This is a genomic window from Alteromonas sp. G4i35, assembly GCF_054960375.1.
In genome coordinates this window covers 42,692-57,142 of sequence record NZ_JBHNZD010000022.1, presented here as the reverse complement: position 1 = coordinate 57,142, position 14,451 = coordinate 42,692, and the positions used below count along the sequence as shown (strand labels likewise).

Genomic DNA, 14,451 nt, shown 5'->3' with positions numbered 1-14,451 from the left:
TGCTTAGCGTGTCGCCTTTTCATGCGCTTAAGAAAAGCGCATGTTTCAATACAAAATAAATAGCGCTAAAAATAGTCGCTACATAATACCAAGACTGTCCCAAATATCATCAACGCGTTTCTTAACGTCTTCGTCCATCACAATAGGTACGCCCCATTCTCGGTCGGTCTCGCCCGGCATTTTATTGGTGGCGTCCATTCCCATTTTAGAACCTAGCCCTGAAACGGGGGACGCAAAATCCAAGTAGTCGATAGGCGTATTTTCTATCATTACCGTGTCGCGGGCTGGGTCCATACGGGTAGTGATGGCCCAAATAACATCGTTCCAGTCACGCGCGTTGACGTCGTCATCGCACACTATCACAAATTTGGTGTACATGAACTGGCGCAAGAACGACCACACACCCATCATCACCCGTTTCGCATGCCCAGGGTATTGTTTCTTCATCGTCACTACTGCCATACGATAAGAGCATCCTTCAGGCGGTAAGTAGAAGTCGACAATTTCAGGGAACTGCTTTTGCAAAATAGGCACAAACACTTCGTTTAGCGCAACACCTAAAATAGCTGGCTCATCTGGTGGACGGCCTGTATAGGTTGAATGATAGATAGGATCTTTACGATGGGTAATATGCGTTACCGTAAACACAGGGAAGTCATCGACTTCATTGTAATACCCGGTGTGATCGCCGTATGGACCTTCAGGCGCTGTTTCATCTTGTGCAATATAACCTTCAAGCACAATCTCGGCACTGGCAGGTACTTGTAAGTCGTTACTAATAGACTTAACTACTTCGGTTTTATCACCACGTAGTAAGCCCGCAAAAGCATATTCAGAAAGGGTGTCTGGTACAGGGGTAACCGCACCTAAAATGGTAGCGGGATCTGCGCCAAGGGCCACAGATACCGGGTAGGGCTCGCCTGGGTGTGTTTGACACCACTCACGAAAATCAAGGGCGCCACCACGGTGTGACAACCAGCGCATAATAAGTTTGTTTTTGCCGATAACCTGCTGACGGTAAATGCCCAGATTCTGGCGCTTCTTATGCGGCCCCTTAGTAACACTCAAACCCCATGTTACCAGAGGTGCAGCGTCACCCGGCCAACAGCGCTGTACCGGAATTTTTGACAAGTCTACGTCGTCACCGGTAAGTACAACTTCCTGACAAGGGGCTTTTTTAAGTACTTTGGCAGGCATATTAAGTACCTGTTTAAATACTGGCAGCTTCTCCCAAAGATCTTTCAGCCCTTTTGGGGGCTCTGGCTCTTTTAAGTAAGCCAGTAGCTTACCTACTTCGCGAAGTGCTTCAACAGACTCTTGACCCATGCCCATAGCTACGCGCTCTGGCGTACCAAACAAATTAGCCAATACGGGCATGTCGTGGTTTTTCGGGTTTTCAAATAACAGCGCAGGGCCGCCAGCACGCAACGTCCTGTCGGCAATTTCTGTCATTTCAAGGTCGGTATCAATGGGCTGGGTAATGCGTACCAATTCACCTTTAGCTTCTAGCTGGCGAATAAAGTCGCGTAAATCTTTGTACTTCATCAGTGCAGGTGCATCCACAAACTCAATTTATGGCAAGAATATACTATTTAGCGCCAAAGTCCGATCAGTAAGCGCTGTGTTTACACGATTAAACGTTTTACAGATAAATTACGCTTTACAGAGGTGCCATTTGGGTGTGATATAAGAAAGCGTTAAAAATATTAACAAATCTAGGGCTAATAGTGCTTTGGTGTGTGCGCTTCGGTATAGGTTGTTACCATAGTGCTTTGCTGAGGTGTTTTACAGTGGCCAGCGTGCTAAATCCCTACTAACCCTTTTGCCTAAGGTGGTTACATGAGTTCATTCGATCAGGACATGTTAGACGAATTAAATTTGTTACTGAAATTTCCAACAGACAGCCTACTTCAAGGTTTAAAAATTCATCACGATGCCAGCCAAAGCATGGTGAACGCAGCATCCAGGCTATACTCAAAAGGCCTAATCACCCAGCCAGACGGTGGTTACCTAACTGATTTAGGTATTGACCTAGCCGATCACGCCCGCCATATCCAATCGGCCATGTGCCCACGAAAAAGTAGCCACTAAAAGCAAGATGCTGGCGTACGGTTAAATGCAGGTGGTCAGCATAAAGTTGAAAGCAGATATTAGCTGGCCGCAGACGCTCATGTGTCCATTCGTAAAGAAAAGCATGTCTTGGTTAAGATAATCTATAATTAGTCGATACCTTAACTAAGACATTGTAATCAACACATACTCTTTTGCTATGAAACGTATTCTACACACAGCCTTATTTATCTGCGCGACTGTCACGGGTTTTTGCGCTCATGCTCTTGAAGGGGAAACGATTGAAGAGCTTCGCGCAGTTCAGCTTTACAGCCAAGATGCCTTAATCGATATGATTAATGCTAATACGCATTTAGACAAAGTAGTGGCTGATCGATGCCAATTAGTGCAAGACATTGAAGCGCGTGCCAACGTGTTGAAAGTACCGGCCTACCAGTTTTTATGGGGAGATATGCTGGCGTGGGGCGTGTGCGTAGACGCTGAACCTGCCCGTGGTATTGGCTACATGGAAGATGCCGCGAATCAAGGTTTGCCAGCAGCACTAGAGCAATTGGGGCGTTACTATGCCAAAGGCACACTCGTACAGCAGGATAAATCTCGCGCCGTGGTGTATTTACGAGAAGCCGCTGCGCTTAAAAACCTAAAAGCGCAAATTCACTTGGTTGAGTTGTTTTTGGACGGTTATGGCAGTCCTTACGATTATGAAGACGCATACCACTGGCTTTATAACTCGGTGACCAACGATAAAAAGCAGCATCAGAAAATTGCGTCTTACCTCGCTCGCTTAGAAAAATTAATGCACCCGAAAGCCGTGCGAGAGGCAAAGCGGCCTTTGGATAGTTAAAAGCCACAAGCGGCGAGGTGATAACGAACACCTGCAGGCAACTAAAATCTTAAGGGCAGAAAGGCTGGCAAACACAACAAGCCAGCTTCGGCAAAAGTGTATTTATGTCCGCAGCACATCTATGTCTTTACGTAGGCTTAACGCTTACGCCAGCCAGTAAGCATAGGGCGAACTAACTGAATATTACCCATACGTTGTACAGCAAATACGGCAGCAATATGCACCAACACACAGCCGTACAATACATCAGCCATAATACTGTGTATCCATTCCAGCGTGCTATTCCCAAACAGTGCGTCTATTTCTTCCATCATAAAACCGGTAATACCTAACCCAAGCAAAAGGGCAATAACTGCCATCACCATAAGCCAGCCAAAAGGATTGTGGCCATGAGTACGTGGGATTTGTTTATGCCTTAAGTGCTGAAGATGTTCTCTAAAGGCCTGCTTGCTTAGCGAAATAGTGGAGAAGCTAGCGTAAGCTGTGGAGCCCTTTTTGTTGGGATTAGCTGAATATAAGCCCCAAGCAACGCGTATAGATGTAAGCGCTACGCCAACATAGCCCGCTATTTCATGAAAAAGCCGGCCCGGCTCTACAATAAAGTAGTTGGTGATAAAACTTGCAACAATGCCCCAGTGGCATACGCGCACTACCCAATCCCAAACATAAATATCTGAACCCGTGTCTTTAGCTTTGTGCATTACGTGACTTTCTCAGGGTAAAACAAAAACGCTGCAATAGTTTGCAGCGTTTTTATCAAGTTTTAAAGCAAGCGTTCGATGAACCGTTTGCTAAACAGAATTTAGTGCATTTCTTTTTTAACAATGCTGCCATCAACAGGGTTAAAGTAAATCTCTACTTTGTTCTCTTCTTTATCGAAGCCGTAGATTTCGTAGCAGTTACCGCCTGTCACTTTAAATTCGTTGATTTTGTAGCCTTGCGCTAACAGCTGAGCCTGAAACGCATCTTGGTTTTGCCATTCAGCTTCCGGCGCAGTAGTACACTGAGTGGTGCCGTGCTCTGCACTACATGCGCTTAATAAGGTCGCGGCGCCAATAGCAGTAGCCATCATTAGTTTTTTCATTGCAGTCTCCGTTTCGCTTTTTATTTAAAAGTTCTTTCTATCCTACTTAAATATTGTACTGACATTGTTCTTTTGTGCATAGAGGTTGCACTACTTTGTTGTACAGAATTGAGTTCTGTTTGGTTTTATAACGGGGCACAGAATACTTGTCATAAAATTGCCTCCGACATGTCACGGATAGTTCATCGAACCGTCTCAAAAGCGTTCTACATTTTTGGGCTTTGATATTTCTAAACACTAGGCAATGTCGCCAATCTGTCGGCGAAATGTTTAAAAAATACATAAAACACCCAATAAGCACACAAAAGGAATGATTTGATGCGTCCTCTGTACCCACGAACGGTTTATCCACGCTCTCTGCTTGCCACAACAATTGCATTTGCGCTATCAAGCGCCGCAATTGCACAAGAAGTAGCGCCCGACACAGAAAACGAACATAACTATATAGAAGAGATTACGGTAACCGCACAAATGCGTGAGCAGTCCGTTATGGATGTGCCTGTTACTATGGATGTAATAGGTAGCGAGTTCTTAGAGCGCACCAATATCATGGAACTTGATGAGCTTTCTCGTATTTTACCTAACGTTCAAATTCAAGAGCAGGCTGTAAGCTTACCGTCCTTTAATATTCGAGGCGTGACTGACGACGTATCTTCGGTGTCGGCAACGCCTCGCATCTCTGTATATCAAGATGGCTTTGATATCAGTAAAAAGACGGTAGCCAGCGTCGCGCTTTTTGATATTGCGCGCGTAGAGGTTTTAAAAGGCCCCCAGCCAACCTTGTTTGGTGTGGCGGCAGCCAATGGTGCGGTGAGTATTCATTCTAATCTTCCCACCTTCGAACAAGAAGGCAAGGTACAGGTTGGCTATAACTCAGAGCAAGGGCAAGAACTTGAATTCATGTATAACCAGCCTATTAACGACAACCACAGTTTTCGTATAGCAGGTCTTTATCGCGAAATGGACGGCATTGTAGAAAACAATGCCTGTAGCGCTGACTCCTATTACGGTAATGCAAATATGTACAACCATCTTGGTGAAGAAGTGCCGTGCAACAGCGAAGATCTTCAGGGTGTTTCAGTACAAGCACTACGTGCAACATGGCGAGCGAATTATGATCAGCTTGAAATCATTGCGCGCGCAGCCATGGAGTATAACGACCAGCCGGGCATTGCCTTCAAATCAGGCTCTATCGCCCCCAATGGCGGAGATACTAGCCCTTTTACTGATGCCGAATTTAGTTTAGGCAGTGAACTAGGCATTGAACGAACGCTTCAAGCTTATGACTTAACCGTAAACTACGATTTCAACCAAATGCTCAGTCTGCATGCCGACGCATACTATAAAGATGTAGAAGTAAGCGAAGGTTTCGATGCTGATGGATCAGCACTTAGAATTCAAGATGCTTACTTTGATAACGATGCTACGCTTAAAGGTGCGTCAATGCGTTTAGTGTATGACTCGGGTGATAAATTGGCCGCGTTTGTAGGTGCGTCTATTACTCAAGACGATTCTATTTTGCCCTACTATGTGATGGTCGACCCATTTGTACGTGGTACCTTCGATGCGGTTAAAGCACAGCTTGAGGCCACCTCAAACATTCCGCTAAATCAGAATATCGCTACTGACGCATCGTTAGAAGAAATAGAAGCACTGCGTGCGATGTTAGTGTCGCAACTGTTTAATGAAGATGGCTCTCCTATTTCTAACCCTGCATTGCCGCCTATTCTGATACAAGGGCCGTTTATATTTGAAGCTGAACTTGATATAGCGTCTTATGTTGCTGAGGTGTCGTATTTTGTTACCGACGACATCAACATTACTGCTGGCGTGCGCTATATCGACGAAACACGTTATACCCGTAATACTTATACTACTGCAGACGGTGCATTTACGTTCGATGCCGAGCGCGACTTTGACGATACCCTGCCGCGCTTTGCCGTAAGCTATGATGTTAATAACAACTGGAACGTATACGCAAACTACGCTAGGGGACGACGTTCACCAGTTGTGGATGCTAATGCAGGTGGCGTTAATGTGACTAAACCTGAAATAGTAGACAGTTACGATTTAGGTATTAAATACCAAAGCGCGAACTTCCTGTTCTCAGGTGCCATTTTCACCTACGAATACAGCGATTATCAGCAAAGCTTTACCGACGCAGAAACCTTACAGTCTATTACTGTAACGGTAGGCGACTCGACCATGTCGGGTATTGAAGGCATGGCGACCTATAACTACAGCGAGACGCTGACGCTAACAGCAAGCCTTGGTTTCCTTGACGCTGAATTTGCAGACAATACTGCTGATGGATCTGAGTTCCAATACGGTGGCAATAAGTTCCGCTTAGCGCCAGAAGTTAGCGGCGCGATAAACATCAACAAAGTATTCAATATGGACAGTTTTGACATTGATGTTAACTGGCTTACCAGTTTCCAGTCAGAAGTGTTTTTTGAAAGCAGCAATTACCCTGGTCTTTCTCAAGATACTTACTCACTGACTGATGTATCGGTGAAGCTGCTTCAAGACAACAGCAAGTTTGCCTATGAGTTTTACGTGAACAACCTGTTTGATAAAGAATTCTTGATTGATGCTGGTAATACGGGCGGTGGATTGGGTATTCCTACCTTCGTACGCGGGATGCCACGCATTGCTGGTGTGCGTGTTTATTACGAGTTTTAAGGTTGGCAAGGAGTAAACGCGCCGCATTCAATTAAGCGCGTTTACTTATTTAATTAAAAAATGACTTCATAAAGTAAATCCGCAAGCATGCGGCTTATTCCGTCTTAATAAATAGCCTTTATCAAGCGTTTATCTCATAGCTATGCGTATTAACCACTTTGCCTGCTTTGGTCAAAATCACATCAACATAGTGCCACGTTGCTTTTGCGCTATCTTGGCTAACGGTTAAAGTCATGAACCCGCGCTGGTGGAGGTTACAGTACTGCAAATCTTCTATAAGAAGCGGTAGGTCGTCTGCAAGGGTTTTAGCTTTTTCATCCCCCATGCTTAGGTAATGTTCCATACCGGGTGACGTCACGCCTGGTGTGGCAAGTTCAACTCCCACCTCCGTGCCGTCTTTAAGGGTTAATTTATTGTGCCAAGCGTTATGTGTATCACCTGCAAGGGCAATAACTGGCTTGCCGATGGACTTAAGCTGCATCAGCACCTGTTCCCGCTCAACAGGGTAGCCATCCCATGCGTCTAAGTTGTAAGGCATTACGGTATTGATAAGCGCAAGCTCTTGCTCACTAAGTGCACCACCTTGCTTTTGTTTGCGTTTGATATTCGCGAGCCTATGTACATGATCAGGTATTGCTTTGCGTTCAACGCCGTTAAAAATAGATACAGGGAAAAGCATGCGGCCTATTAATAGCTGTTGCCCTAACACCTGCCATTTAGCCTGGCTTTGCCGCATAGACGAATGTAGCCAGTTGCGTTGGGTTTCACCGAGTAAACCGCGGTTAGGGTTGCCGATGTCTTTCATAAAGCGTGCTTGATCAAACGCTTTAGTTTCAGCATCGCGATAGTTGGCGTATTCAAGCTGTTTGTCGCGGGCAAGAACGCGGGTGTCGAGCATATATAAGTCAAGAAGTTTACCAAAGGTAAACTGACGATAAATTTCTATGCGCTCGGTGCCAAAAGGTGGGCGAATGGGTAGCCACTCATAAAAAGCTTGTACGGCCGCTGCACGACGGGCATAAAAATCTCCTTCATCCTCTTGGTGATTCTCAGCACCGTCTTTGTAGGTGTCGTTAGTAATTTCATGATCATCCCACACAACAATAAATGGCTTATTTTGATGTAACGACAGCAAGCCTTCATCCGTACGATATAGCGCGTAGCGGTTGCGATAGTCAGTGAGAGTGTAAAGCTCGGTGTCGTTATCTGGCACATAGGTTCTGCCAATTTCCTTGGCGTGCTCAGTTGCGTAACCTTCACCATCGTACTCATAAATGTAGTCACCAAGGTGCAATACATAGTCGATGTTGTCGTCTTTCGCTGCTTCCATATAAGGCGTGAAAAAGCCAGCGGGGTAGTTGGAACAAGAAAATATGCCGAACGTGACGTTAGACACATCGACCTCAGGTAGCGTACGGGTTTCTCCAACAGGGCTTGTATTATTAGCGCTTTTGAAACGGTAAAAATAACGACGAGCTGGACTAAGTCCTGCTACATCCACTTTTACGGTAAAATCATGGATTGCTTTGGTTTCAACAATACCGCTACTTATCACATTGGCAAAATCCGCATCGCTTGCCATTTCCCATAAAATATCGGCCTTGGCTAAAGCTGACTTTGAGCCCGAACCTGAGCCCAAATTTGCTGTGGGCACGGCGCGCGTCCAAATAATCACGGCGTCTTTTAATGGGTCTCCACTCGCCACACCATGGGTAAAGGTAGCGTTGGTTTGCGGTTGGCTGTTTGCTGAAGCGCTAACAGTACAGCCTGCTAGCCCTGTAGACACTGCTACGCTCGCGCCTGCGAGTGACGACAGCTTTATAAACGATCTTCTATCCATATGCCTGCTCTTTATAAGGTTTGTAAGGTATCCGGTGATGTCATTGTTTTGTTGAACGCTCATGCAACAAAAACGAAAACCCATTTTTATACTGAGTGTTTGTGACATAGAGATGTCAGGCTGAGAATCCATAATAACAGTCAATGTTTTACTGCAAATACTGTTATACTGTGCAGCAAATAACCACATGAACCAAAAATGGTTTGTGTGTCTAAACAATCATATTTATGTTTTCTACAGGGCTTTGAAGAACTAAGCCACAAACGAAAACACGTTGAACAAAATACGAAAGGTAAATTTAAAATACATGAGTGATGATCCGCATTATCAGCGCGAGAAAGAGAAGTACGAAAATCCGGTAGCCAGCCGCGAATATTTAATGAGTTTATTAAAAGAGCACGACAAGCCGTTGTCGTTTCTTGATATCTGTAACTTGGTGAACGCCTTCGACGAAGAAGCGCGAATTGGAATTCAGCGCCGACTACGTGCCATGGAGCGCGAAGGTCAGGTGCAATTTACCAAGCAGAAAAAATACATTCTCCAAAACCGTGATGAACTCATTAAAGGCAGAATTATTGGTCACCGTGATGGCTACGGCTTTTTGCGTCCTGAAGATAAGAGCGGTGATTTATTTATCAGTGCTGGGCAAATGAACCTGTTCCTTCACGACGATGTGGTAGAAGCGCGCATTAGCGGAACCGATCGCCGCGGAAGAAAAGAAGCGTTTGTTACGCAAGTCATTGAGCCACGCAGCGAACCAATTGTTGGCCGCTACTTTGTTGAACAAGGTTTTGGCATGGTTGTGCCAGATGACAGCCGGTTGCAGCACGAAATTGTTATTCCACCAGAGAGCACACACGGTGCTCGAATGGGGCAGGTGGTTGTGGTAGAGCTTACCCAGCGTCCACGCCGTAAAATGAGTCCGGTGGGCAAAATTGTTGAAGTACTTGGTGAACATATGGCGCCAGGTATGGAAATAGAAATGGCACTTCGTACGTTTGATATTCCACATCAGTGGCCTAAAGGCGTAACCAAGCAAGTGGAAAAGCTATCTGACCAAGTGCCCGAAGAAGCCAAAGAAGGTCGCATAGACTTGCGCCAGCTTCCGCTTGTTACCATTGACGGTGAAGACGCCCGCGACTTCGACGACGCGGTATATTGTGAACCGCTCGACGATGGTGGCTGGCAGCTATGGGTAGCTATTGCCGATGTAAGTCACTATGTAAGAACAGGCTCAGCTCTTGATGATGAAGCGCAGCAGCGCGGTAACTCGGTCTATTTCCCTGACCAAGTAATTCCAATGTTGCCAGAAGTACTGTCAAACGGCTTGTGTTCACTAAACCCTGAAGTCGATCGCCTATGTATGGTGTGTGAGATGACCATCAGTGCAAATGGTAAACTAGAAGAATTCCAGTTTTACGAAGCAGTCATGAACTCACACGCCCGTTTAACCTACACTAAAGTGTGGAATATTCTGCAGGGCGACAAAGAACTTCATCAGCGTTACGAGCCTCATGTACCTCATCTACGCAATCTTCACGACTTGTACCGCGCGCTTAAAAAAGCCCGTGCCAAGCGCGGAGCCATTGAGTTTGAAACCCAAGAAGTGAAGTTCGTATTCAACGCCCAGCGAAAGATTGAAAATATTGTGCCATTGGTGCGTAACGACGCGCACAAGCTTATTGAAGAGTGCATGATCATGGCAAACGTGAGTGCGGCTCTTATGCTTGAAAAGCATGAGGCGCCAGCGCTATACCGTGTGCACGACAAACCAGACGCCGACAGGCTTACCGCATTTACCAGTTACTTAAGTGAAATCGGTATTCCTCATCGCATAGTTGAAGACGCGGAGCCTGCCGCATTCACCGATGTGGTGCTTAAAACCCGCGGTCGAGTGGACGAAGAACTAATTCAAACCATGCTGCTGCGCTCAATGAAGCAAGCGGTTTACGATGGTGACAACGTAGGTCACTTTGGGTTGGCGCTAGAAGCTTACGCGCACTTCACGTCACCTATCCGTCGCTACCCAGATTTGGTCGTGCACCGTGCGCTAAAAGGCATTATTGCTAAACAGCAGGGCAAAAAAGCTGTCAGTGGCGCGAAAAACTACACCGTTGAAGAAATTGAACAGTTAGGCGAGCAGTGTTCAATGACAGAGCGCCGCGCCGATGATGCCACCCGTGACGTGGCTGACTGGCTTAAGTGCGAGTTTATGCTCGACCACGTCGGCGACACCTTTGAAGGTGTGGTCAGCTCGGTCACTAACTTTGGTTTATTTATACGTCTTACCGAATATCACATCGACGGCCTAGTACACATTACATCGCTAGATGATGACTATTATCACTATGACGATGTAAAACAAGCGCTGGTTGGTGAGTCGGGCCATCGCCAGTTCAGATTGGGTGATACGGTTGAAGTAACCGTAGCAGCGGTCAACCTTGATGAAAGAAAGATTGATTTATTACTCGATAAGTCTATGCTGCGCGGCACTAAGGGTAAGAAGGTAAAAGTGAGGTCTGCGAAAAAGGCTTCAGATAAACCTACTCGTTTTGATAACAAATCACGCTCTGATAAAGGCTCGCGTTCTGATAAAAAAGGGAACAAAGGCAAAGGCGGCTCAAGCTCGTCTAGTCGTAGCGGTGGAAAATCGTCAAGTCGCGGCAGCGCCAAAGGCGGTAGTAGCGGCAAAACACTGTCATTGAATAAAAGAGGTAAGCGTTAAATGGCGCAGCAAGAATGGTTATACGGTTTACATGCCATGCAATCGGTACTTGAAAAAGAACCCGAGCGTGTAATGGAAGTGTTAGTGTTAAAAGGTCGCAATGACGAGCGCCTAACCAACATTGTTAACCAAGCCCGTCGTTTCGGTATTTCCGTTCAGTTTTGTCAGCGCAAAGCGCTAGATGACAAAGTAAGCGGTGAGCAACACCAAGGTGTGGTAGCAAGAGCAAAACCAGCCCGCGTGCTAGATGAAGCTGACTTAGACAAAATTTTAGAAAGCGAAACGCAGCCTTTAATTTTGGTACTAGACGGTGTTACCGACCCGCATAATTTAGGTGCGTGCTTGCGTACTGCAGATGGAGCAGGGGTACACGCGGTAGTAGTACCGAAGGATAAATCAGCAAGCTTAAACGGCACAGTAAGAAAGGTGGCCTGTGGTGCAGCTGAAGTGGTTCCACTTATTCAAATCACGAACCTGGCCAGAACCTTGAAGCACCTTCAAGATAAAGGCCTTTGGATCGTCGGCACAGCCGGTGAAACCGATAAAACCCTTTATGATGTAGACCTGAAAGGCCCAACTGCATTAGTAATGGGGGCTGAAGGTAAGGGCATGCGTAGACTTACCAAAGAAACGTGCGATGAGTTAGTGAAGCTCCCTATGGCTGGCAGTGTGACAAGTTTAAACGTGTCGGTAGCAACCGGCGTGTGCTTATACGAGATCGTAAGACAGCGCAGTTTATGAGGCTAAGTTGCTAGAATTGAGCCTCTAATGAGTTTTCAATTGGTTTTTAAAAAAGCGTGTACCTTTGGGTACACGCTTTTTTTATATTTAAGTAAAACTTATAAAGAGTTTAATATTTTGTTACATTTGAATTTGTGAAATTAATGTTAATTATAGTTTTTTATTCCTACCATGAATCTGCTCGTAATACACATATGGCGCGCTCTTCATAAGTTGTGTTGTTTTTTTGTGCATTTTTAAAGGTATTAAAAATGCTCACCAGGGTTAAGGCAACATACTCAACAGCCTGATTCGCCGCCTAATATGAGCTCTGTAAATAATTGGTAATACCGTTTATTTGCATACCTGACAAACGGGTAGGTCGTTGCAACGCAGTTGCGTCGGTTGTCATGGATGAGCTTTTCGTATGAGGTAATGGTTATACCTGTATGTCATTTAATAACAAATAGCTTCCAAAGCACGGAATAAAACAGTGTTGAAGTTAATAAGACAGATAAAACAGGAAATAAATTTTGAACTTAAAATTAAATAAGAAACACACATGTCTAACAGCAGCTGCTCTAGCTGTATCACTTGGCTTAATGGGTAATTCTGCAATGGCAGCAGGCGAAGGTCTGGTAAAAGTTAAAGAAAAGCCTCAAACCCTAAAACAAGCACTAGGTAAGCGATTGACTGTCGATCGTCTTGTCACCACTGACCAAGAGCGTTACATCATCAAGTTCAAAGATGAGATGACCAGTGAAACGGTTGAAGTGAGTGCATTAAAAGGTAAAGGTCAAATCTCAAGTGCCAAAGTAAAAGGTAAAAAGCCTTTCGATATCGCGTCTGCTAAATCAGAAGTAAGAAAAGCAGGTGGTGCAATTAAGAAAGAGCTTAAGAAGCATAAAATGGTAGCGGCTACAATGAGTAAGTCAGCGCTGAACAAGCTTCGTAAAAATCCAAACGTAGAAAGTATTGAAGTGGACGTTCGTCGTAAGCCTATGGCGCAGACCACGCCTTACGGCTACACCATGGTTCAGGCTAATCAATTTGCACAGTCAGATACTACGGCTCGCAAAGTATGTATCATCGATACAGGTTACAACCTGGGTCACCCAGATTTGCCTGGAACAAACGATGGCGTTACAGGTCAGGCAAATAATAGTGCTGTAGGTAACTGGTATAACGATGGTAACGGTCACGGTACCCACGTAGCGGGAACCATTGCAGCATACGATAATAACGAAGGTGTAGTTGGTGTGTATCCTGGCGTAGATATGCATATCGTTAAAATCTTCAACGACAATGGCCAATGGACTTACGCATCTGACCTAATCGATGCTATCACCCAATGTCAGGATGCCGGCTCAAACGTAGTTAACATGAGCTTAGGTGGCGGCAGTTCGTCAACTACCGAGCGAAATGCAATGCAGAGCTTCACAGATGCAGGCATGTTGTTAGTTGCGGCGGCAGGTAACGATGGTAACAGTGCGAAGTCTTACCCTGCTTCATATGATGCAGTAATGTCAGTAGCAGCGGTAGATTCAAGCGAAAACCGTGCAAGCTACAGCCAATATAACGATCAGGTTGAAATTGCCGCGCCAGGCAGTGCAGTTCAGTCTACTTATCCTACTAACACCTATGCATCGCTAAGCGGTACCTCAATGGCTACTCCGCACGTTGCTGGTGGTGCAGCGCTGGTATGGAGCTACTTCCCGCAGTGTTCAAATAACCAAATTCGTAGTGCACTTAATGCAACGGCAGAAGATAAAGGCAGTGCGGGGCGTGATAACTTCTACGGTTATGGCTTAATGCAGCTTGCTGATGCCTACAACTACCTTAACACCAACGGTTGTGCCGGTGGCGGTACTGGTGGCGGTGGCGGTTCTGAGCCTGGTGTAGAGCCAGTATCAGGTCAGCTAACTGGTCTTTCAGGTTCTCGTGGTAACTGGGATCGTTACACATGGACTATTCCAGAGGGCGTAACGCAAATGACCATTAGTACTGCTGGTGGCTCAGGCGACGCAGACCTTTATGTGAAGTTTGGCTCACAGCCAGAAACGAATAGCTATGATTGTCGTCCTTATCAAAATGGCAACAGCGAAGTATGTACATTCGACGCGCCAGCGTCAGGCACGTGGCACATTGGTATTCGCGCTTATTCGTCATACAGCGGTGTGACGCTATCATACTCGTATGAGTAAGTAATCCCGTCTCCCTAAGACACAGTTAAAGCCTGCTTATGCAGGCTTTTTTTTGTTTCAGTTTTGTGCGCGGTTTGCTTACGTTTATTCGCACACCTATGCCTTTTACCAGCATTTTTCGTAGCTTGAATGTCAAGTTTCCATAAAGAAAGGTCAGCTTTGCAAAGTTGACGTAAAGCTGCGAACTAAGCCCTATTCACATAGCCATATCGCTGTATTGTGCGTGCCAAGAACAGCACTCTTTACATGTGCCTATTTGCTTTAACGCAGGCTTTATCCAAC

10 protein-coding genes are annotated in these 14,451 nt (G+C 45.6%); 6 read left to right on the top strand and 4 right to left on the bottom strand.

From position 1 onward, the window contains the following. Positions 1-78: 78 nt before the first annotated feature. Entirely contained in the window at positions 79-1,545 is a 1,467-nt protein-coding gene (gene ubiD, locus ACFI6L_RS14870) for a 4-hydroxy-3-polyprenylbenzoate decarboxylase (RefSeq protein WP_014950926.1), read from the bottom strand. Between the two features lie 294 nt (positions 1,546-1,839). Here ubiD and ACFI6L_RS14865 point away from each other — a divergent pair, with 294 nt between their 5' ends. Continuing rightward, positions 1,840-2,091 (top strand): TIGR02647 family protein, encoded by a 252-nt coding sequence (locus ACFI6L_RS14865; RefSeq protein ID WP_014950925.1) that lies wholly within the window; start codon positions 1,840-1,842, stop codon positions 2,089-2,091. Positions 2,092-2,269: 178 nt separating this feature from the next. Next, on the top strand, positions 2,270-2,914 hold the full coding sequence (locus ACFI6L_RS14860; protein WP_462574314.1) for a tetratricopeptide repeat protein: 645 nt from the start codon (positions 2,270-2,272) through the stop codon (positions 2,912-2,914). Positions 2,915-3,051: 137 nt separating this feature from the next. Here ACFI6L_RS14860 and ACFI6L_RS14855 read toward each other — a convergent pair whose 3' ends face one another. Then, positions 3,052-3,615: a cytochrome b/b6 domain-containing protein gene (locus ACFI6L_RS14855; protein ID WP_462574313.1), complete on the bottom strand. Its 564-nt coding sequence runs from the start codon at positions 3,613-3,615 to the stop codon at positions 3,052-3,054. A gap of 101 nt (positions 3,616-3,716) precedes the next feature. After that, complete coding sequence (locus tag ACFI6L_RS14850; RefSeq protein WP_014950922.1) at positions 3,717-3,998, bottom strand: PepSY domain-containing protein; 282 nt, start codon at positions 3,996-3,998, stop codon at positions 3,717-3,719. 318 nt (positions 3,999-4,316) lie between these two features. Here ACFI6L_RS14850 and ACFI6L_RS14845 point away from each other — a divergent pair, with 318 nt between their 5' ends. Beyond that, positions 4,317-6,680 (top strand): TonB-dependent receptor, encoded by a 2,364-nt coding sequence (locus ACFI6L_RS14845; RefSeq protein WP_283633220.1) that lies wholly within the window; start codon positions 4,317-4,319, stop codon positions 6,678-6,680. A 121-nt stretch (positions 6,681-6,801) separates the two neighbouring features. Here the strand turns inward: ACFI6L_RS14845 and ACFI6L_RS14840 are convergent, their stop codons facing one another. Next, on the bottom strand, positions 6,802-8,520 hold the full coding sequence (locus ACFI6L_RS14840) for an alkaline phosphatase D family protein (protein ID WP_462574312.1): 1,719 nt from the start codon (positions 8,518-8,520) through the stop codon (positions 6,802-6,804). A 307-nt stretch (positions 8,521-8,827) separates the two neighbouring features. On the opposite strand from ACFI6L_RS14840, the gene rnr reads away from it, so the two are divergent. The 3 genes from rnr (at position 8,828) to ACFI6L_RS14825 (ending at position 14,169) form a co-directional block, all read left to right on the top strand. Beyond that, complete coding sequence (gene rnr / locus ACFI6L_RS14835; protein WP_462574311.1) at positions 8,828-11,245, top strand: ribonuclease R; 2,418 nt, start codon at positions 8,828-8,830, stop codon at positions 11,243-11,245. Continuing rightward, positions 11,246-11,986: a 23S rRNA (guanosine(2251)-2'-O)-methyltransferase RlmB gene (rlmB, locus tag ACFI6L_RS14830; protein WP_239246084.1), complete on the top strand. Its 741-nt coding sequence runs from the start codon at positions 11,246-11,248 to the stop codon at positions 11,984-11,986. Positions 11,987-12,498: 512 nt separating this feature from the next. Further along, complete coding sequence (locus tag ACFI6L_RS14825; RefSeq protein ID WP_462574309.1) at positions 12,499-14,169, top strand: S8 family serine peptidase; 1,671 nt, start codon at positions 12,499-12,501, stop codon at positions 14,167-14,169. Positions 14,170-14,451 lie beyond the last annotated feature (282 nt).